Origin of the sequence: Methanosarcina sp. 2.H.A.1B.4 (genome assembly GCF_000979385.1) — an archaeon.
In the GTDB taxonomy this organism is placed as follows: Archaea; Halobacteriota; Methanosarcinia; order Methanosarcinales; family Methanosarcinaceae; genus Methanosarcina.
On sequence record NZ_JJOV01000029.1, the window covers coordinates 1 to 20,921 of the forward strand.

Annotated in this window: 21 protein-coding genes; 10 read left to right on the forward strand and 11 right to left on the reverse strand. The window is 44.4% G+C overall.

Going from position 1 to position 20,921, the window contains the following annotated elements; all coding sequences use genetic code 11:
* Positions 1–1,276: PAS domain-containing protein (locus tag EO92_RS04260; protein WP_048169572.1), on the reverse strand; the 1,276-nt coding region annotated here is incomplete at its 3' end.
* 569 nt (positions 1,277–1,845) lie between these two features.
* Between EO92_RS04260 and EO92_RS18440 the strand changes: the two genes are divergently transcribed.
* Both EO92_RS18440 and EO92_RS18445 read left to right on the forward strand, forming a co-directional pair.
* Positions 1,846–2,430 carry an SWIM zinc finger domain-containing protein gene (locus tag EO92_RS18440; protein WP_048162835.1) on the forward strand — a complete coding sequence of 195 codons (585 nt, stop codon included), beginning with the start codon at positions 1,846–1,848 and terminating at the stop codon, positions 2,428–2,430.
* Between the two features lie 315 nt (positions 2,431–2,745).
* Positions 2,746–3,174: a hypothetical protein gene (locus tag EO92_RS18445; RefSeq protein WP_048169576.1), complete on the forward strand. Its 429-nt coding sequence runs from the start codon at positions 2,746–2,748 to the stop codon at positions 3,172–3,174.
* Positions 3,175–3,327: 153 nt separating this feature from the next.
* Here EO92_RS18445 and EO92_RS16645 read toward each other — a convergent pair whose 3' ends face one another.
* Together EO92_RS16645 and EO92_RS04285 are read right to left on the reverse strand one after the other, a co-directional pair.
* Entirely contained in the window at positions 3,328–7,248 is a 3,921-nt protein-coding gene (locus tag EO92_RS16645) for a PGF-pre-PGF domain-containing protein (protein ID WP_235283178.1), read from the reverse strand.
* Entirely contained in the window at positions 7,220–7,642 is a 423-nt protein-coding gene (locus tag EO92_RS04285; protein ID WP_048169577.1) for a hypothetical protein, read from the reverse strand. The genes EO92_RS16645 and EO92_RS04285 overlap by 29 nt, the downstream gene beginning before the upstream one ends.
* A gap of 550 nt (positions 7,643–8,192) precedes the next feature.
* Between EO92_RS04285 and EO92_RS04290 the strand changes: the two genes are divergently transcribed.
* Complete coding sequence (locus EO92_RS04290; RefSeq protein WP_048132723.1) at positions 8,193–8,372, forward strand: 4Fe-4S binding protein; 180 nt, start codon at positions 8,193–8,195, stop codon at positions 8,370–8,372.
* A gap of 94 nt (positions 8,373–8,466) precedes the next feature.
* Here EO92_RS04290 and EO92_RS04295 read toward each other — a convergent pair whose 3' ends face one another.
* The 3 genes from EO92_RS04295 to EO92_RS04305 all read right to left on the reverse strand — a co-directional run bounded on the left by EO92_RS04295 (position 8,467) and on the right by EO92_RS04305 (position 10,914).
* Entirely contained in the window at positions 8,467–8,943 is a 477-nt protein-coding gene (locus tag EO92_RS04295; protein ID WP_048169578.1) for a DNA-deoxyinosine glycosylase, read from the reverse strand.
* A gap of 71 nt (positions 8,944–9,014) precedes the next feature.
* Positions 9,015–9,806: a winged helix-turn-helix domain-containing protein gene (locus EO92_RS04300; protein ID WP_048132719.1), complete on the reverse strand. Its 792-nt coding sequence runs from the start codon at positions 9,804–9,806 to the stop codon at positions 9,015–9,017.
* Between the two features lie 253 nt (positions 9,807–10,059).
* Positions 10,060–10,914, reverse strand: coding sequence for a winged helix-turn-helix domain-containing protein (locus EO92_RS04305; protein ID WP_200896733.1), 855 nt, complete (start codon positions 10,912–10,914; stop codon positions 10,060–10,062).
* Positions 10,915–11,322: 408 nt separating this feature from the next.
* Here EO92_RS04305 and EO92_RS04310 point away from each other — a divergent pair, with 408 nt between their 5' ends.
* The 4 genes from EO92_RS04310 to EO92_RS04325 all read left to right on the forward strand — a co-directional run bounded on the left by EO92_RS04310 (position 11,323) and on the right by EO92_RS04325 (position 15,465).
* Positions 11,323–11,796, forward strand: coding sequence for a hypothetical protein (locus tag EO92_RS04310; protein WP_048162827.1), 474 nt, complete (start codon positions 11,323–11,325; stop codon positions 11,794–11,796).
* Positions 11,797–11,817: 21 nt separating this feature from the next.
* Positions 11,818–12,594: a methanol--corrinoid protein MtaC gene (gene mtaC / locus EO92_RS04315; RefSeq protein WP_048132713.1), complete on the forward strand. Its 777-nt coding sequence runs from the start codon at positions 11,818–11,820 to the stop codon at positions 12,592–12,594.
* Positions 12,595–12,604: 10 nt separating this feature from the next.
* On the forward strand, positions 12,605–13,990 hold the full coding sequence (mtaB, locus tag EO92_RS04320; RefSeq protein WP_048132711.1) for a methanol--corrinoid protein co-methyltransferase MtaB: 1,386 nt from the start codon (positions 12,605–12,607) through the stop codon (positions 13,988–13,990).
* Between the two features lie 335 nt (positions 13,991–14,325).
* Positions 14,326–15,465, forward strand: a complete 1,140-nt coding sequence (locus EO92_RS04325; protein WP_048169589.1) for a UDP-N-acetylglucosamine--N-acetylmuramyl-(pentapeptide) pyrophosphoryl-undecaprenol N-acetylglucosamine transferase — start codon at positions 14,326–14,328, stop codon at positions 15,463–15,465.
* A 223-nt stretch (positions 15,466–15,688) separates the two neighbouring features.
* On the opposite strand, the gene EO92_RS04330 is transcribed toward EO92_RS04325, so the two are convergent.
* The 3 genes from EO92_RS04330 to msrB form a co-directional block, all read right to left on the reverse strand.
* The gene (locus EO92_RS04330; protein ID WP_048169580.1) at positions 15,689–16,333 is read right to left on the reverse strand and encodes an HAD family phosphatase; all 645 of its coding nucleotides are present in this window, start codon (positions 16,331–16,333) and stop codon (positions 15,689–15,691) included.
* Positions 16,334–16,483: 150 nt separating this feature from the next.
* Positions 16,484–16,651 carry a hypothetical protein gene (locus EO92_RS04335; RefSeq protein ID WP_235283179.1) on the reverse strand — a complete coding sequence of 56 codons (168 nt, stop codon included), beginning with the start codon at positions 16,649–16,651 and terminating at the stop codon, positions 16,484–16,486.
* 176 nt (positions 16,652–16,827) lie between these two features.
* Positions 16,828–17,232, reverse strand: a complete 405-nt coding sequence (gene msrB / locus EO92_RS04340; RefSeq protein WP_048132706.1) for a peptide-methionine (R)-S-oxide reductase MsrB — start codon at positions 17,230–17,232, stop codon at positions 16,828–16,830.
* A 218-nt stretch (positions 17,233–17,450) separates the two neighbouring features.
* Between msrB and EO92_RS04345 the strand changes: the two genes are divergently transcribed.
* On the forward strand, positions 17,451–17,900 hold the full coding sequence (locus EO92_RS04345; RefSeq protein ID WP_048169581.1) for a hypothetical protein: 450 nt from the start codon (positions 17,451–17,453) through the stop codon (positions 17,898–17,900).
* A 22-nt stretch (positions 17,901–17,922) separates the two neighbouring features.
* Here EO92_RS04345 and EO92_RS04350 read toward each other — a convergent pair whose 3' ends face one another.
* Entirely contained in the window at positions 17,923–19,134 is a 1,212-nt protein-coding gene (locus EO92_RS04350) for an ABC transporter permease (RefSeq protein WP_048169583.1), read from the reverse strand.
* Positions 19,135–19,424: 290 nt separating this feature from the next.
* Here EO92_RS04350 and EO92_RS18215 point away from each other — a divergent pair, with 290 nt between their 5' ends.
* Positions 19,425–19,619 (forward strand): GNAT family N-acetyltransferase, encoded by a 195-nt coding sequence (locus tag EO92_RS18215; protein ID WP_052734268.1) that lies wholly within the window; start codon positions 19,425–19,427, stop codon positions 19,617–19,619.
* Between the two features lie 35 nt (positions 19,620–19,654).
* Positions 19,655–19,945: a GNAT family N-acetyltransferase gene (locus EO92_RS18220; protein WP_369793119.1), complete on the forward strand. Its 291-nt coding sequence runs from the start codon at positions 19,655–19,657 to the stop codon at positions 19,943–19,945.
* A gap of 54 nt (positions 19,946–19,999) precedes the next feature.
* Here EO92_RS18220 and EO92_RS04360 read toward each other — a convergent pair whose 3' ends face one another.
* The gene (locus tag EO92_RS04360) at positions 20,000–20,623 is read right to left on the reverse strand and encodes a flavodoxin family protein (RefSeq protein ID WP_235283180.1); all 624 of its coding nucleotides are present in this window, start codon (positions 20,621–20,623) and stop codon (positions 20,000–20,002) included.
* Positions 20,624–20,921: the final 298 nt, after the last annotated feature.

Consider the following 20,921-nt stretch of genomic DNA (forward strand, 5'->3'; position numbering starts at 1 on the left):
CCATATTACTGAGACCCTGGGCTTCGTCACTGGTTTTTCCTGCCTGGGAAGCATAGCTGGAAGATTTAGTGGAAGATTCGCTGAGCTTTTTGAAAATTATTTCAGAAGCTTTTATATCCGAAGCTGCTGTGCCTGCATGTCTCGAAAGGTTCTCTGAACCAGTTGCAATCTGTTCGGAGGCCGTTGAAATTTGTTGCATACCCATATTCATCTGGCCGACAGCTTCTTCGGACTGCCGGGCTTCTTCCAGAGTTGTGAGCATGTCATTCAATATAGTTTCAATAACAGATTTCAGATTAATGACAAGCTTATTGAATTCGTCAAAGGTGTCACCAAAGTCGTCGTCCTTTAGCTTCTCCAGATGAGCATCAAGGTCCCCCTCACTAACTCCTCTGATACCCTCCCCAAGATCTTTCAGACAAATGTTGGTGTAATCTAAAAGGTCCTTAACCTCTTTTTCTCTGTCTTTCATCTCGGTCAGATCAGTTATGACTGTGAGACTACCAACGATAACACCAGTCTCATCTTTTATCGGCACAGCTGAGAGCACTGTAAACAGGGGTTTGTCTAAAGCCTTAAATTTAAAAGTTATTTCTCGATTATAAACGCCTTCTCCGGTTTCCATTACTTTCTCAGCAAGCGTTTTTTTGGACTTAGTATCTAATAATTCGTAAGGAGATTTCCCGACAGCTTCGTCCGCAGTTCTAAACTTACAGACTTCCAAAAAGTAATCATTAATGTACTTTATTTTTCCAGAAGTGTCGATATAAAATGCAAGTGATGGTGCTGGAATGCTGCTAACAATTACCCTTTGAGAGTCTTCCCTCCGTTTTATTTGAGGGGTTACGTCCAGAAACACACCGTCAATATAAACCACGTTTCCGTGGTCATCGTTCACCAGGTTAGCCTGTTCCTGAATGAATACTTTATCTCCATCGGATTTTTTGATCCGGTATTCAACCTGATAAGGAGTTTTGTTTCTCATCGCTTTCTCTATAGCCTTATCGATTACAGGAATATCCTCTGGAAAAATAATATTTGCCCAGGATAATCTTTGAGAAATAAAATCAATTGTAGAATAACCGGTGAGTTGTTCCACATTTTTACTTATGTAACGTATAGGCCACGAAGATTCATTAGAGACTCTGAAAACAGTTACTGGAAGGTCATCTATTAGCCAGCTTATCTCTTTTGCTGCTTGACCGGCATTCTCAACAAAATTTTTAGTGGAGTCTACATGCCCCATATGAGTTAAATCGGTGTCTACTAAGGCCATAACCAATCGATCCCCTAATTATATATATATTAACTAGAAGTATAAATAGAGGAAGTATTTAAGTGTGTAGGGAAGTATAAAAACTTTTAACCCCACAGTATAGGAACTATACAGAGTAAATATTTATAAGAAGACGCCGTATTTTAAGTATGTTTAAAATTGATACCGAAACACAGGTATTAGGAATCTGTACACTTATACTCATTATGTATATTGTATACAGATTGATTCCAATTTTATCGGCTAACAATTAAGGTACAGTTTTTATTACAGAGCCGTTTGTTTTCTTGATTAGTCCATATATTTTATGAGTAGTATTTACTATCTCCAAATAGTTATGAAACTCATAATCAATATTTGAAAACCGCCTTCATACGTAGAGGCTATAAGTTTGAACCTTGAAGGCTCGCTCCACTATTTCTCAGAGATCACCTTACCAGAAATCACTTTACCAGAAGTCATCTGTCTTGAAAAATCCCCCTCTAGTTCTAAACTCCCTTTCAGAACCCGGTTCTATAAAACCGACTCGTAATTCCCATTTTTATATTACGTTGACGAAATAGTAGTTTATGCCATCAGAAAGCAAGGATGCCGACCCCTTCAAAGAACTCAGGTGGAGTGACCTGCAGGACTGGGCAGGAGGAAAGGCGACTGCAAAAGGGATGAAGTACCAGGACGAAGAAAGGGTAAAGGAGATTAAGCGAACCCCGGAAGACAGCCTCATAGCCCGGGTACAGGGGACGAAAACATATTTCACAGAGGTTTCTCTGGAAAACGGGGAACTTAGTTCCACCTGCACCTGTCCGGTTGAACATGACTGCAAACACGGGGTTGCTACTGTACTTGAATACCTTGAACTCGTAGAGCAGGGAGAAGAAGTTCTCGTTGCTGCCGAAGGGGACCCACTCATTCTTATGGCCAGACAGGGACCTGCCCTGAAAGACGGGGAGACCCGGGATTCACATCAGGTTTTCCGGACAGAGCTGAAGGAGTCCCTGGAGCAGATGGAAAAAGAGGAACTTATTGACCTTCTGATGAATTTATCAGACAGGGATTCCCTGCTTTCCAGGCACCTGCGGGACATGCTGAACCTTGCATCGGGGGATACGGAGGGGACGGTAGGGGACATATACACCGAACTGGAAGAGCTCTGAGAAGAAGCCAGAAGCTATGACTTAAGGAAATCTTCCCCGGAGACTGCCTATGAACTCTTCCGGATCCTCCTCGAAATCAAGGAAAAAGAAGAGAACTGGCTCTTTGTAGCAGCTTTACATGCAGAAGAGTTTTTCAGATACCCTTCGCTGCAATTTTACACAGACCTGCGAGAATCAGCAAAAAAAGCTGGGGTATGGGAAGAAGTCCGGGAAGCTGTCCATGAGCACCTGGAAAACGGAAACCTTCCCGCAGACAGGGCCAGCCCCGGCGAAGACCCCTCAAGCCTGCCCGGGATCCTTCCAAATACAGGGCTGATGAATAGGGATTCGTTCTCAAAAATTGATGCGCCTGCCTTTGAACTTTTGATCGACATCGCCATCGAAGAAGAGAATCCCGATGAAGTGGCCAGATGGTACAAAAAGCTAAAAATGAGGGAAAAAAAGGGAGAATACCGGTATTTTACCCGAAGAGAGAAAATTGCCCGCACCGTACAGGAGAAATATCCGGAAATTGCGATAGAGATATGGAAAACGATTGCAGAGGAGCTCATTTCCAGGACAAAAGTAGACGCATACGAATCTGCCTCTATCTATCTCCGGATGGTCAGAAATGCTATGGAAGCCGGGGGACAAAAAGCCGGGTGGGAGTCTTATCTCAGCGAAATCCGGGAAAAGAACAGACTCAAAAGAAAGCTGCTTGAAATCCTTGATATGCTGGGGAAAGACAGAATCATAGACATATGAGCAGCTTATGGGAAGATGCTCTTCTCAGCCAGAGGAAAGCTAATTCAGGAAAGAATGTCGGTTTCATCAGGGAAATTACATACAAAAGCTTGTCCCTGTATTCGGGATTTAAATTCACAAATTTTTTGGGAATAAATAATAGGAAGGGAAGCATCAGCTTCTCCTCCTCACAACCAGGAATGCACAGGCAAGCAGCATCACTACAAATCTAAAATCCAGGCCTGCCGCATTCCCCTCATCGGATACAGGCTGTCCACCGATTCCGGCTGAAGCACCGGTCCCGGTTGAAGCATCGGTGAGGTTTTCCTTAGGAACCAGTTCCAGAGTGCTTTTCTGTACTCCGGACCCCTCCTGTGTAACACCTGTTATGGAAAAATGTGAGAAACCAGGGGTTTCGGCCTCGAAATAAACATATTCATCGTCTTCCTTGACCTTCTCCGGGAGGAGTAAGTACCATACATAACCATTATACCTTCTCAGTTCGATAGAGGATTCTAAAATATCATTTTCCTCCAACCAGGATTTCTCCACCTTAAACCCGATGACGGGGTTGCCGACATTTTCCGGGGTTGCTACACCGCCGTTTCCAACCCATATGTTAAAGTGTTTATAGATTTCTCCTTCAGGTTCGGCAGGAATCAGGACGGACCTCTCCTTCAGTTCTTCAATAATGGTTGTGACTTTTCCAAAACTTTTTTTGGCATCAAATTCCAAATAAACTACAGGAGTGACTTCCCGACTGAACTCGAACCTGATACGGTTTCCATTTGTCACGAACTGCTGGGCAAGTTCTTTGATCTCTACATTACTCTGGAGCTCAGGAGATCCACCGCCACCGCCACCGCCACCGCCGCTACTTCCACTACTACTTCCACTGCTACCGCCACTTCCACCACTTCCACCGCTGCTTCCGCCACTGCCTGTTGAAGGTGATGTTCTTGTGACGTTTATGGAAGTTTTGTTTGTGGCTCCTCGTTCATCGGTGACATTTGCATATATTGCGTTTATGCCCGGGGAGAGAGGCACTGTTTTTGTGAATATGCCATTGAAACCTTCAAGGGAGAGGTCTGCATCAACCCCGTTTACGGTAACCAAGAATAATGATCCTGTGCTGTTTACGGTTCCAAAAACCGTTACTGAATCAGATGTCGTTGAATATCCTTCTACCGGGGAGATTATGTTGATTGCCGGAGCCTGGAAGTAATTGATGGTTATGATAACAGTGTCCTGCACGCCATAATTTCCGGCAGTATCGTTGTATATTATGGTGTAGTTAAAATCTCCAGTCCCGAGATCGGTATTCACCGGAACTGAGAGATTCGTGCCATTTGCCCACTGCACAGGGGGTATAACCTGTTCCCCGTCACATAAGACCCAATAGTATCCCGGATACGAGTCAAAAAGCCTCCAGCCAGTGAAGTACGCGGTTCTGTTTGCTGAAAATTCCATGTCCTCCGGAGCATTTGAGATAGGGGATTTTGTATCTACGAAAAATGACCAGCTGTGGGAAATATCGTTTTCCGCGGCATCCAGGGCATTTAAACAAACCGTAACTTCCCCGTCTCCATATGGTATGGAAGGGATGTGTTCGACCCTATAACCGTTATTTATTTCGGTATTTTTTAGTGAAGCAGGTTCCCCATTAACCGTCATGCAAATGGATGAAGAGTCTATATCGATCAAATCTGTTATATTGGCAGCTATAGTCGTTGTGTTGTTGGAGGAAAATGAACCGCTTAAGGGACACTCTCCGGAAACTTCCGGGGCAACGAGATAGAAGTATTCCGAATCTATTCCGTGGTTTACATAAAATGCTTTAAAGATAGCATTGATATGAGGCGTCCCATCGTTCAGGTCGGCATTGTCATCATCGACTATCAGTATATCTTCAAGGTATTCCTGAAAGGCATGGGGCTCGAGTTTCATGCCCCTGAGGACCAGCTCATCAGCAAGCTCAGCGCCCAGAAGCTCACGGAGGTCCCACATAGCGCCCGAAATAATCCGGCTATCAGCATGGACTTCGCCAACTATATCGTAAGGGTACCGATAGGTATTATTTACGTTTCTAATACCATTGCCACTGTTAATGTAGTATCCTTCCCCCACTATAGAATTGTTGTTCACCGTGCATGCAAAATAATCTGCCCAGCCTTCATTAAGGGCTCCGGATTCACCCGTATACGGCAGATCTGTAGTATAGACATGCCTAACAACACTATGCGTATACTCGTGGTAGGTAACATCACTGAGAACAGCTGTAGATTCATACGCGCCTCCTGCTCCATATAAATAGATGTTTGTCCCGTCCGAAAATGCATTCCCGCTTTCCGACCCGTACTCTACGGCGGCAATTGCCTGATAGTCCATGGAGTTTATGTTAAAGGGGCTTCCCTTTGTGAAAAAGTCATGGATGACATTAACATGGTAGAATACATTGGACTCCTCCCTTTTATAGGACGTATCCACATCAGCCCAGTTCCAGTCGTATGTTGGCGAGGTCAGGTTAAATTCCACAAAGGCATCTGTTTCATCCTCATTGACAACCTTCACATAAGGCCCACTGAGCTCTGAATACAGGTTAATGCCTCCTTCCAGACCTGTGATGTTATAGGAGCCGTCCCCATCCGTTGTCGTTATCGGATTAAGAAGTGTGTTCATAAGATAAAATTTATTAAATATCCAGTTTCCATCCCCTTTTTCCAGATCATCTGCAAATGCAACCCCGCTTTCACTGGAGATTGTAATGTTGTCTGCGTAGAAACCGTCCCCTAGAACAGCTTCATCAGTGTCGTAAAAAAACCCTATCCAGACCTGTTTCCCGTCATAGGCTGATATGTCTATGGACTCGTCGGCCCAGGAATCCTGGCTTCCGGTAAAGTTTCCTATGGAATAAAATAAATTCCCGTCTTCCGAAATAATCGCATATGTATAATCATAATCTAATTCGATATCGTATCTTGTGCTGAAATTGAACCTGGAATTGACCGCATCTGTCAGGTCGATAGGATTGGAAGTTACCGCGTAACCGATGTCATTGTAAAATTTACCAGAATAAAGGGCGTTATTTGATTCATTTGCTTCGTTGAACGTAAACACCCTCTGGTTCCGGAAAGGAACATTAATAGGAGTGTCAGCAGGGCATTCGGGGTACACTGTACCGGTCACATTTCCGTTAACAGTAAGGGAAATCATCCTGTCATACCTGTACAGGATCTGCCCGTCATTTGCATCCACGAAATAAACCCAGGCGCTCAGGGGATCCCTGAGAGGAGTCAGTTCGATTTTGTAGGCAAGATGGTATTCATAGCTACCTTCATTTTCCACAGGATAGATTACAAGGGAGACCTGCTCTGCTTTGGCAGCTTTTTTCTCAGAGGCAGTTCCGGATTCCGGCCCGGAAAGTTCTTCCAGCGAGACCGAACTCAATGGTACAGCAGGAAATGCAATATCAATACCAAGGTCACTGCCCACGGCAGAGAGAGCCTGGGTTTCATTTATTGACACTTCCGTCGGAGCCTTTATATCAGGAAAGTAGCTGGAATCCAGGGCCACAAGCTTTCCGTCGTTTACAGTGGCACCAATCCTGGAGGAATATACGGGGATCCCCCTGTACAACTGCCGGTAGACAATGTTGCTTATACCACTGCCGTTTCCATCCAGCGAGCAGTCATGGTCATCTTTTATAAGCTCCAGTTCTACGGAATCCAGGCCGAAGATCCGGCTGTTATCAGCAATGAATTTCCTGACTTCCGGCTCTGCCTTCTCGGAAACTCCTGTAAGTTCTATACTGCTTCCTACAATTCTCCTCGGCAGGTTTGAGTCCCTATCTATCGAAACGTTCCAGTCAGGCCCGTATTTTGCTGCAAATAGGGTTTCTTTGTTTACAGGAATTTGTCCGATGTTTACCTGCTCGTTAGAAATGGTCACATTACACGAATGGAATTCATCCGAGCCTGCGATTCCGGTTGTGGATAATAAGAATATAGATAATAAGAATATAGATAATAAGAAGATATATATTCTCGTTTTTATACTAACACCTTCTTCAGGTCCTGAATAATTGAATTTCTTCAAGGATCGATTCACCGGTACTGTTCAGGTGTATCTCCCATTGCATCCCATATCCGACCGTTGCGATCCATACTACTTCCCCGTTCGATTCGGACTTTTCAATATTACGGATGTCTTTTTTGGAGATGTTGTAATACCTGGGCTCACCGGCGATGTCATAGTATACGATCTGGTGTCCCACCAGCGTTTTCTCGATATTTTCATCTATGCTGGGTTCGGAACTGTTTTGATCACCCAGAGGAGTATCAGACACATTTTGAGAGGGCTCATCTTCAATGCAGCCAATTGCAAAGGTAGTAAAAACTATAATCAGAAAAATAAGGAAATAAATCGATGAATGGCGAATTATCCCCCTAGCCAGGCCCCTACGGCTTTGATCTTTTATGGTTATGTCCATGTAATGCACCAGGATCGTGATATTTAATTTTGTGAGAGAGTTTAAGACTTTTTCAGTAGAAGATATACTCTTTTATTTTATAAAGATATATTAAAATTTAATAATATGTTTAATACATACACTTCAGTAAAATGGATAGAACACGGACACTGGACAAAGTCATCAAATAAGCAATAAAAGGCAGAATTAAGTTTGAAAGCTTAACTTTTATGTTGAAAGAGAGTCCCATCTTCAAGAACAATTGAGACGGAATTTTGGATTATATTTTTTTATATGTTTAGTCAAATTATGTTTGACAGTTTGGGGACAACGTAAAAAACAATTAGATGTATACAAAAAATTTATCCCCAATATCTCAAAATGGAACAAAAAATGGAGAGAACTTTCCTAAAAAGAGTACCGAAAAAAGGGACGGATTTGCAGCTCAGGCAAGGAAATTCCATCACCAGGTAAAAATGACAAGGATGAGCTGGCACATAAATATATAAATAAAAAGGAATAGAAAGGAAGAACCAGATTATACTTCAACAAAGCAAAGGAGTAAAAATTCATGCCAGCAAAAATCAACAAAGAGGAATGTACAGGCTGCGGGACCTGTGTGGAAGAGTGCCCTGTAGAAGCAATCATTATTGACGAAAATGAAGGCTATGCAGTTGTAGACGAAGATGAATGTGTGGACTGCGGAGCCTGTGAAGAAGCCTGCCCCATAGGAGCTATAAAGACCGACTAATCCCCGGAATTCACATTTTAAGGTTCGCTCTGGGAACGAAAACCACAGTATTCGAACCCGTGGGAAAAAGTGAGGTGGCTGACAGGAACAGCTTTTAGCGCTTAAGAGCAGCTTCCCACTCAGATTCCCTAATTTTAAAAAATCTTCGGTTCATCCCGCTTGAAGAGGGCAGGACTTTAGTCTCATAGCCCATTTTTCTCAGGAAAGGTTCATATTCCCCTGATTTTTTGCCGTTGAAACAGACAAGCTTCAGCTCCGGAACCCTTTTATTCAGACATGAAAAATCGTTTATTTCTTCGTCCTTGATTTTTGAGTCCTGGCTTCCATCCCGGCTTCCGGCTTTAAACACATCCCATAACCCGATTCTGTTGCGTTTCAGAGTCTCAAGCCTCGTTTTATAATCCATATCCTGAAGGTTTTCTCCGATTGCGCAGCCGACCAGCCTCCAGAAGTCGTTGCCCGGGTTTCCGTAGTACTGCTGTTTGCGGATGGACTCGTCACTCGGGAGAGACCCCAGAATAAGGATCTCGGTGTTTTCGTCAAGGACCGGAGGCAGACATCGCTTTATCATGGTAAAGAAAGTTAGGCTTTGAGGCTACTTTAATTTTTAGAATCGAAAAAAAGTAAATTTGTATAATCTGTTCAAACCTGTGTAATCTGCTCAGACATTTCCCTGTAATAGTTGAAAAGTTCCTTCCCCCATTCAAGAGCGCTTTTTTCAAAGCTCACCATTTCATGGTTATAGTACCTTCCGTCCTTTGAGATCATAGATATCGAGATAAAGCGGTCCGTAACAAGGCTGGAAGCAAGTTCGATTTTATTGTCACAGACAAAGATCTGCGTATTTTCCATTTTTAGGAACTCTCCGGCCTCCTGTCTGTGATCGGAAACCAGTTTCCTGTATATGGGTTTTTCCAGAACCAGAGAAACTTCTACTCCTTTATTCGCAAGGTCCAGATAGAGACCCGGATACCCCGGGCGGAAAAACGAAGAGACTTCCATGACCGTTTTTGATCTGTAAAGGGGGTCCATGATTTCAGGAGGGTAATCAAAGATATGAGTTCTCTCAGGCACAAGCTCCATACACTTGCCAAGCTCCCCGATCCGGTCAAGCAGGTGAGAAGGAAGGGTGCTAAGGTTCTGCCTTGCCCAGTAATCATGGTTTTCATCAAAAACCCGGAATGTGGAGAGGAGGGGTTCCATTTTGGGAACTATAAGCTTCCCTTTTACAGAGAGTTCGTAACTGCCGTCTTTCTGCACCAGCAACCCGTCTTTGATCAGGATACGGATCTGAGCCATAATAGGGCTAGAACTGACTTCAAGCTCAGTCTTGATCTCTTCAATCGTTTTTGGCCCGTTCTTCAGGAATAGAAGCAAATTTTTTCTTTTGTCCGAAAAGAAAATAGTATCTATTAACTGCAGTTCCATACTCATTCGATTCAGCCTCCCTCAGGAAAGGAATTTGAGATTAAATAAGGTCTTAATTAAGATTATTTGGAGTTATTTCGGATTGAACAGGAATTTTTCAGCTACCCGGGATAATTTCCAGCAACTCGAATAATTTCAGTAACTCGAATAATTTCAGTAACTCGAATAATTCCAGTAAATCTGGAGAATCTCAGTCACCTTACTTATTTTGGATTAAAGCTTCAAACCTGTATTAAATCTGTTAATACATCAGTAGATATCAGTGAAGGCTTAACAGCATAGATTCCGATAAAGATCCGTTTTCGGATGTGCATATAACACTGTCAATGCTCTTCTCACCCTCGACCTTTAATGACCTTGATTTATAGAAATCAAAGAGCTCTCTTGCCCAGGAAATAGCCTGAGGCTCGGAACAGCACATATAGTCGTGATAGAACCTACCCTGGCTGTCAAAGAGAGAAATCATCATCCCGCGATCAGAGACAATAAGCTCGGCAATTTTTACACCATCCTGACAGACGAAAAGTTCGGTGTTCTCCAGAGTGGCAAATTTCCTTATTTTCCGTTCATAGTTGTGCAGGAACTTCTCGAGTACCGATTCCGTAAAAATAAGGGAAACCTCTGAATCAAGCCTTCCGAGCTTTGAATAAAGGGGAAGAAACTCAGGCCTGTAAAAGGATGAAAAAACCATGAGATAGCAGGAAGATGAAAAGAACTTCAAAAGTTCCGTATTCGGTTCGAATATCTGGCTGGGATCGGCTTTGACCAGCTTGCAGTCCTTAAGATCCCCTATCCTGCCAAGAAGATACTGAGGGATTCCACCCAGGTCATGTTCAATCCAATAGTTGTCTTTTTCAACCAGGGTTAGGACGTCAACAAGGGATCTGACTTTTTTGAACACCTGATCCCCCATATCTGTCAATTCATAGCTGCCATTTTTGTGAATAACCAGATTACTGTCCGTGAACCTCTTGATCTGGGGTAAGATAGCTGTGGGAGAAACATCGAGAAGGACTTTAATTTCTTCCATTGTTCGGGGTTCTTCTCCCAGGAGTAAGAGGAGGTCTCTTCTTTTCTGGGAACGAAATACTACATCTATTAACTCAGATTTCATTCAAACCACTTCTATCTCTTTTTTTGTAAATATAGGATATCTGCATCGTGTGACACCGCAAAGTTCGCACAGGGACGAATAAAGATTTACATTCCGTTCGGGTTCTGTACGACCTTAATAAGAGGAAGAGTTTACGCCATATACTGGGGATAACCGATATGTCCATTTATATAAAAGAATTTGGATGAATAATTTAAAACGCAATATGGGCAAGATAAAATATTTTTATCAGTGAGACGAAGAGGGAGAATTTAAAGGAAAAACGACATCATTAGCCAGAGTTCAAAAAGATAATGGCACCCCAACTAGGGATATTAAATGTATATGTATGACTGGAAGAGTAAATATGAACATTGAAATTTTTAATAGGCTTTATCTAAATAACGACATTGTTTAAAAAAAGTTGGATTGTTTAAAAATAAAAATTTCCTGAAAAATGTTGAGGAGGAGATTCCAGATTTGCCCCAAAAATTTAGAGCTCCTTTATCAGGAGAGAAGAACTGGAAAGATTCGAGGGTCGAAAATAGCATCTTGTCCTCAAAATTTCAGACCCCGTGTTGCCCTGTAAAAATCAGGAAAAAATTTCCGTCGGTTATGGTATATGGGATAATTTCCCCTAATTACGCTGTAAACACATGTCAGCATGCAGACATGAGCTACAATAAAAAAGGAAAAGTTCCGGGAACAGGAGAAAGAAATTCTTTCACCGGTATTGTACTTCAGAAATCTGGAATTTACATCCTCAAAGATAGAGAAACTTCAGATGTTTCTCAGGGTACTACCACAGAAAGAAAAAGCTTTACAAAGGCAAAACCGGAACATCCAAGACCTTATAAATCCGGAAAACTGCAGATCCGGAACGTCAAGGACCTTTTTGTATAATCTAAATGGAGGTTTAGAAATATGTTGGACTTTACAGAGGCAAGTCTGAAAAAGATATTAACCAGATACAATGTGGCTCTGGAGAAGGAGATGACTCCTGAAGAAGCCGCAGAAGAGCTTTATCCTAAAGACGAATTTGTTTACCCGATTGCAAAAGCCATCTTCGAAGGAGAAGAAGATGATGTAATCGAGGGTCTCCAGGCAGCAATGGATGCAGGCCAGAACCCGATCACCCTCATAGACGATGCCCTCATGGTCGGTATGGGCGTTGTCACCAAGCTCTACGATGATGGAGTAATTTTCCTCCCTAACGTCATGATGTCTGCTGACGCCATGCTCAACGGTATCGAATTCTGTAAGGAAAACTCCGAAACTGCCCCTGTAACAAAGGGAACTGTTGTCTGCCACGTTGCAGAAGGTGACGTTCACGACATCGGAAAGAATATCGTTACCGCTCTCCTCAGGGCAAACGGCTACGATGTGGTTGACCTCGGAAGGGATGTCCCTGTTGACGAAGTTGTTGCATCAGTTATTGCAAACAAGCCTCTCATGGTCACCGGTACTGCACTCATGACCACCACCATGTATGCATTCAAGGAAGTTAACGACAAGCTCGTTGAAAAGGGTCTAAAGGTTCCATTCGCATGCGGTGGCGGCGCAGTTAACCAGGACTTCGTGTCCCAGTATGCACTCGGTGTGTACGGTGAAGAAGCAGCTGACGCCCCCAAGATTGCTGATGCAATCATTGCAGGTACCAACAATATCGCAGCATTAAGAGACAAATTCCACAAGCACTGAGGTGAATGAGATGGCAGCAACAAGATACACTTCAATGGCATATGCAAGTGCAGACGAAATGAGCTTCGGTGTATCCAAGCACCCCGTAAAGGCAGGCCTTGGCCTTGAGATCGGTGCTGGCTACACAATTCCTGAAATTAACTACGCTCCTAGACCTGAAGCAGGCGCATCCAAGGAAAAACTCATAAAGGAATACGAGAGGATCACAACCGACGTTATGTCAAGAATGGTCCAGGTCGGTTTCCCAGCAATTATCCTTGAAACTGAACACGTTCAGCAGATGTCCAACAACCCCTCCTGGGGAGCAGAAGTTGCACACGCCCAGAAAACCATCATGGAAGAATACCACGATGAATACGGCATAAAGTGCGCACTCCGCCACACCATTGGTGACATCCGTGAGAACAGAGAATTCCCCCAGCTCAGAGGCGACAAGTACTCGGTCTTCCTCGAAGCCTTTGAACAGTGTGCCAAATCCGGTGCAGACCTGCTTTCCGTAGAGAGCATGGGTGGTAAGGAAGTATTCGACCACGCCGTACTCAGGAACGATATCCCCGGTATGCTCTACTCAATCGGCTGCCTCGGCTCCATGGACATGGAAATGATCTGGTCCGACATTGCAGCAATTGCAAAGAAGACCGGCACTGTAGCAGCTGGTGACACCGACTGCGCCCAGGCAAACACCGCAATGTTCATCGGCGGCGGGCTGCTCGACAAGAACCTTGCCCACACCCTCGCAATCATCGCAAGGGCAATTTCCGCCCCCAGATCCCTCGTCGCATACGAATGCGGTGCAGTTGGCCCCGGAAAGGACTGCGGCTATGAAAACATCATTGTCAAAGCCATCACCGGTATGCCAATGACCCAGGAAGGTAAGACTTCCACCTGCGCTCACTCCGACGTAATGGGTAACCTCATTATGCAGTGCTGTGACTGCTGGTCCAACGAGTCCGTTGAATACCACGGTGAATTCGGTGGTACCACAGTTCAGTGCTGGTCCGAGAACCTCGCATACGACTGTGCCCTCATGAACACTGCTCTTGAAACCAAGAACGAAAAAGTTCTCAGGGACCTTTTCATGCTCTCCGACAGGTACAGAGACCCCCAGTCCTACGTGCTTGCATACGACAACGCATACAAGGTCGGCCAGGCAATTGTTAAGGACGGAAACGATATCTACCTCAGAGCAAAGAACGCTGCAATCGAATGCTGTGACATCGTCAGCGAAGGTGCTGCAGGCAAACTCGCACTCTCCAGGTTCGAAACCAAAGCACTCGCAGACGCAAAGGCATCCCTGGACTCCCTTACGGACGACATGGACAAATTCATGGACGACTGCCTCACAAAGTACAAGAGTGAAGTTAAAGTCTTCCTTCCAGAGAACTACGGCTTATAAGCCCTCAGTTCTCATTTTTTCTTTTTCCAGTTTCATTTACTTTATACTGCACATTTTTGTTTCTCACAGTACATTTCTGCATATTTCAGTACTGTTCGATTCTTTTCACTTTTTTGGCCCGCAAACCTTTAGCCCGGATTTTTACTACATTCATATGACTTTAATGGTCAACAGTATAACTAATTCAGGCAGCCCGTTCCCATTTTAATTGGGCATCCGATCATTTAGAATAGTTATCTGCCCATTAATACAACATCTACAGGAAAGTGGACAGATGGAAGACAGTAAACCTTTGAGTGAGAAGTCCTGAAGCCGGAAGAAAAGGAGTTGTGCTGATGAAAATAATAATTTTTATATGCGGGGAAGGGCTTGGCCACACAAGCCGCTGCCTTGCCCTGGGGAAAGAAATGATGAGTGCAGGGCATGAGGTTCACTTCGGAGCATATGGATACTCGAAAGAGCTTATCGAAAAGGTAGGTTATAAGGCCCACGACATTCCCTCGGAAATCAAGCTGGTGGGAAAAGCAGGAGCTTTAGACTTCACAGGATCGGTAGAAGCAACCTTGAAAAACGCCCAGCTCCTGGGTGGGCCAAAAATCCTGAAGCTAACCAGAGATATTGGCCCTGATGCCGTGGTTTCGGACAGTTATTACCTTGGAATCCTTGCCGCAAAAGCCCTCAAGCTCCCCGTTTACCTAATCCTTAACCAGTCGAACATGGAAGAGTTTTTCAAAAGCAGGGGCGTACCCATAAGACTTCTCGGGGAACTGACCAAAAAGGTGTACAACCAGATCTTCGAGATGGTTGACAGGATAATCATCCCTGACTATCCCCTCCCCTACACGGTCTGCAGGAAGAACCTGAGTTTTACCCACAAAATCCGGGAAAAACTTTTTTACAGCGGCCCCCTGATCCAGAAAAAGTACGACGAAGTTGAAGAAATCTCCCTCAAAAAGCCCCACATCATCTCCCTTATTGGAGGTTTCGGGTACAGGGAACCGATTTTCAGGAAAGTGCTCGAAACCGCAAAGCTCGATTCCGGCATCCACTACACTCTCATTTCCGGCCCTAGCCTTGACCCTTCAAAATTCACTGATCTTCCGGAAAACGTGCAGGTACTCCAGTTTATAAAAGACCCCTTCCCCTACTTCAAGAGTTCCGATGCCGTGATCGCCCCCGGAGGGCACAGCACAATGATGGAAGCTTTAAGTTTCGGAATCCCGATCATCTCTTTCCCGGACGAGGGGCATAACGAACAGGAAAGCAACGCCGAAGTGGTCGAAGAAGAGGGCTACGGAAGAAAACTAAGTTACTCTACCCCTCCAGCGGTCATTCTGGAATGCATCCGGGAAGTCCTGGAAGACAAAGCGTATAGGAATAAGACCGAGCGGCTCCGCAAGCTTGCAAACGAGCTGGACGGACCAAAAGCCATCAGGGAACTGCTCGAAAAAGAAGCAGGACCAGATGCCTCCTGAAAAGCCTCTTTTCCAGCCTTTTCGAACATTTGCCTTAAATGTAGCCTGAATTGAATTTTTCCGGCTCTGGAGATAAAATTCAATCATGCATCAGACCAATCATGCATCAGACCAATCATGCATCAGACCAATCATGCATCAGACCAATCATGCATCAGACCAATCATGCATCAGACCAATCATGCATCAGACCAATCATGCATCAGACCAATCATGCATCAGGTCAATCGTGCATCAGGCTTTTGAAATACCTGAAAAGCTCAGCATGGTTTTCAAACACAAGGTCTGCATGCTGCAGCCTTTCGGGTCCGAGTGTGCTTGCGACCGCTACACAGTAAAGCCCTGCGTTTTTTGCAGCTTCGATTCCCATAGGGGCGTTTTCCACAACCAGGCACTCATCCTCCGACAGGGAGAGTTTTTCAACTGCTTTCAGGTAAGGCTCAGGAGCAGGTTTTCCGTTCTCGACGTCCGAACCCGTGACAACTACCTCGAATATGCCGGAAAAGAAATTTTCAATTACAGTCCCCACAACCAGACGGCTTGAACCTGAGACCAGGGCGAGCCGGAACTTATCCCTCAGCTTGTCCAGGCAACTGACCACACCGTCAAAAGGCTTTATCAGGCTGAGGTCAAGAATTTCCCGCTTTCTTCGGGGAATAGACTCGAAATCCTCAGGGCCGGGGTTTTTTCCTGATTTTTCGAAGATGGATCTGACTATTCCCCGGTCATTTCCACCTTCGATTTCATAGATATCTTCCCTTTTGATGGAAATCCCTGCTTCCCGGAAAGCTTCAACCCATGCATCAGCATGAAAACGCATGGAATCCACAAGGACGCCGTCCACATCAAAAATAATTGCTTTGAACATCTGCCCTGAAAATTGGTGTAATTTATAATAAAGCTTATGAAAGTACCCATAGATAAAGATTCTATATAGAAATGCTCGCCCAGGTCAGATAAATCATGCTATCTTTCGACCCGCCGGCTTTCCCGCCGGCTCTCTCCAAAAGACTGACCATCATTTCAGATACCTGTCGTACAGGTACCCGGCCAGCCAGTATCCGAGAAAGGAAAAAAGAAGGGTTCCCGGAGCAAAGACGGGAGATTCATACCCTTTCAGGCTAAACAGCAGATTAAAAAGGGCAAGGTAAAGAAACAGAAAGATGATAAACCCGACCAGCTCCACCTGTGTTTTAGAAGGTTTCAGATTTCTTCAAGCCCCCTTTTAAGCTCCCTTGATTTCATCCTTCGGGCCTTTTGGACCTTACTTTACCCTTCGGATTATTCTTCTTCGGATTGTTCTTCTTCGGATTATTCTTCTTCGGATTATTCTTCTTCGGACTATTCTTCTTCGGATTTTCCTTATTCAGGTTTCTTCTTGAAGTCAAGGGAAACGGCATTTATGCAGAAGCGTTTTCCCGTAGGTTTCGGCCCGTCATCGAAGACATGCCCCAGATGCCCTCCGCAGCGGGAGCAGACAACTTCAACCCTGCGCATGAAATGGCTGGTGTCTTCCTGAAGCCTGACTTTGTCGCTGGCAATAACATCAGAAAAACTGGGCCAACCGGTCCCTGACTCGAACTTGGTATCGGAAGAAAAGAGTTCCTGCCCGCAGGCAGCACAGGTATAGACCCCTTTTTCTTTGTTATAATAAAGATCCCCCGAAAAGGGCCTCTCGGTACCTTTCTGCCTCAAAACGTGATATTGTTCAGAAGTGAGAACCTTTTTCCATTCCTCTTCGGGTTTCTCGATTTTATCTTGTGCCAGTCACAAACCCCCTTTATGCATATAACTCAATTATGCCGGAAATATTATTATCCTTCGGGTCAGGGGAAATCCTGACTTCTCCTGAATGAAAGAGCATTGTGTGCTATTGGAGTATTGTATGCTACATAATTATAAAGAATGGTGCATAAAATGGATGGTGCATAATGATTCAACCGGAATTACATTGCAGGAATAAGAACTCTCGAGCCTGGGGTGCCATGAAGGAAAACTGGGAGAAAAGAAAAGACCACAGTATAATAACAGCTTTCCTTGTATTTTTTCTTCTTACGGTGGTGTTTGGCCTGATAGTTTCCATGCAAATCCACCTGGGGAAATTTACTTTTCCATTCTATCTTGTTGTTTCCGGAATGTTTCTTTTTGCTACATCCCTGGAAACAGAGAGTCGGATTGGAGAATGGATTGCCTCTCTCAGCTGGACTCTTAACATGTTTGGCCTGCTACTCTTTTACCAGTACGTAACAGGAAACTGGGAAAGCTGGGTTTACACCTGGCCTCTTATATTCCCGGTAGGACCGGGCCTGGGCCAGCTGAGTTATGGAGCAGTGAAAGCCAGAAGAGAGCCTTTTGAGCGGGGGAAGGTTCTTATCCGGATGGGGCTTGGGCTTTTTGTTCTGACCCTGATAATTTTCAAGCTCTTTTTTCAATAATTTGAGGTTAGTTTAGAGAATCTTATTCGTATCTGAGCGAGTCCACAGGCTTCATTTTTGCGGCTTTTCTTGCGGGATAGACGCCTGAGACGAACCCGACAGCGACAGCAACGAGAAACCCGGCAACAATCAGGCTTAACGGGAAGACCACAGGCAGGTTAAGGAGGGTTTCCACGCTGTATGCGCCTGCAATTCCAAGAGCGCCTCCGAGAATACCCCCGAAGACTCCAAGCAGGATTGACTCGATCATGAAAAGAAAAAGGATGTCAAAGCCTGTGAAGCCAAGAGATTTGAGCACCCCTATTTCCCTTGTCCTTTCGGTAACGCTTACGAGCATGATGTTCATGATCCCTATGGAGCCTACAAGAAGGGAAATCAGGGCAACCGCTGTCAGGAAAGAGCTGAGTGCTGCTGCCATCATGTCAGTCTGCTCTAAAACCTCAGCCTGGTTCACCATCATGTAGGGCCGCGAATCTTTGTCCTCAAGGTCCCTTTCGGAAATCCCGAAGCTCCGGGCAAGACGCCTGTCCACTTCATCTGAGGTTTCCTGAATCTCTGCAGGATCTTCAGCCATTGCAAAAACCCCTCCATAGTCCGTTTCGCCAAGAATCTCGTTCATGACATCGATAGGGATCAGGACAGCTTCGTTATCGTTGTACGCCTGGACCATGGTATTATCCGGGTTCTGGATTATTCCCTTAACCTTGAAGGTTTTTGTGATTTTCTCGTCTTCCCCCACCCTGAAGGTTATATCTATGGAGTTTCTGGCTGAAATGGGCCTGCCAAACTTTTCGTTTGCAATATCGTGCCCGATAATTGCGACATACCCATCATTGTCATTAATAAAGGTGCCTTCCCCGAGCTGGGTATTTGCAACCTCATCATAATCTCCCCCTACCCCGCTTATCATGATGCTTTTGGTCTCGGACATGTACGTAACTTCAGCAGTCTGGGACTTCAAAGGCGAAACCCCGGACACCCCGGGCGTATTTTCAACTATCTTCAGCTGATTGTCGTAAAAAAGCTTTGGCTGCATCCCCTGAATATAAATGAAATTTGAGCCGATGTTGTTTACTTCATTCGTAAAGTGCTGGTTGAAGCTTGCCCCAAGGGACACGTTTGCAATCACAGCCGCAACTCCGATAACGATTCCCAGAACTGTAAGGGTCGAACGCATCTTTGCACTTTTAATGCTTCCAAGCGCTATTTTTCCTGCATTGAAAAGGGGGATCATGAATGGGGGCTCCGTTTTGCAGCTTTTTAGTGGGAAAGATAAATTTAAGAATTGAAGACCAAAACTGATTTTCTTAAACTTTATTTAAAAGAATACATCAAACATATAAATCCTGCTAAATATGGGGACATTAATCCGAAATAAAAGAAAAGACCGTTTTATAGTTTAAACCAGAATCATCTTGCTACTGAATACTACTGAAGAATGATTCCTGTAGTTTCCTTATCTTCAGATTTTCCAGCGCTTTAAAAGGAAAAAATAGAGCTATAAAAAGAGAGGCAGTGATTAATATGATCCTTAAAATCCGCCCAGAAACCCCTCCTGACTATCCTGCTATAACCGAAGTAAACAACCTTGACTTCGGGCAGCCTGCGGAAGGAAAACTCGTTGAAACCCTCAGGAAAAACCCGAAATTTGTCCCTGAACTTTCGCTTGTAGCTGAGGTTGATGGAAAGATAGCTGGTCATATACTCTTTTTCCGATAAAGATCAGATCTACGGAAGGAAAGGAAAAAAACACAATCTCTCTTGCCCCGATTGCAGTTAAGCCTGAGTTCCAGAAACAGGGCATTGGAGGAGAATTCATAAGAGAAGGACTCAAGGCTTGCCTGCAGCTTGGATACGATTCTGTCATAGTCCTCGGGCATCCTGAATATTATCCGAAGTTTGGGTTTGAGCCGACAGGAAAGTGGGGTATAAAAGATCCTTTTGGAGAACCGGTTGAAGCGTTTATGGCGTTGGAGTTAAAGAAAGGAGCTCTTGAAGGGGCCGGCGGGATTGCCGAATATCCGGATGAGTTTCTTGAAGTTTAAAAAAGAAAAATAAATTAAAAAATGAAAAAGGCAGAAAAAAGGATGCGGGGAAATTCAGAGAGATGGCGTCGAGCTTGATTCGACCTTTCTGCACTCCGGGTCTGGAATGTGTGAAACCGAGACCAATTTCCCAAGGGCCTTTGCTTTATCCAGCAACTGGGGCCTAAATTCAACTTCAAGCTTATCCGTGCCTGCTGCAACGATTGTATCCAGAACATCAAAACCCAGATAGTAAAGAAGACCTGCTGTGGATTCGAAATACGGTTTAAAGGCATCCCTATCCTGAATTCCCTGAGTAAAGACAAGGATTAGTTTTTTATTGTCAAACCTGCTCGAAAAATCCGGCCTTAAGAAAGCTGTCATGCGGTCAATAAGGAGTTTTGTCTGGGCTGTCATCTGCCACATATATACAGGAGAACCGAGCACGAGAACATCTGCGGTTTGAATTTCTCGATAAAGTTTCTGCATATCATCATCTATAACACAGCAACCATGCTCCTGGCACCTATAGCAGGCATCGCAGCCTTTGATATCAAGAGAGGCAAGGTTATAGACTACAGTTTCTGCCCCCTTTTCCGCAGCTCCCTCAAGAACTGCATTAACAAGTCTTGAGGTATTACCATCGACTTTAGGACTACCCACCAATCCGAGAACTTTAATGCTAGAACCCCCGTTCAAATTTAAAATACAGAATATAAAAAAATTTTACGCAAAAGTATAAACGACTGGTCAGGATAAAAACGTTTCTCTTACCAAAAAAAATTATTCAGTTTGGGTAGAAAAACCCGGGAAAAAGTAAATAGAGACAAAAGTGAACTACCACTCAGCTAAAGACTGAGTGGCTTCTTGGTTCATTCCTCCCTCTATTGAGGGCAAGTCCCCAAGCTCTTCCCCGCGTTCCGCAGGTGAAAATATGTACTTGAGCTTCCTTTCGGATTCCAGTTTTCGCTGGCGCAGTCTCTAGCCCTTAGAGAGT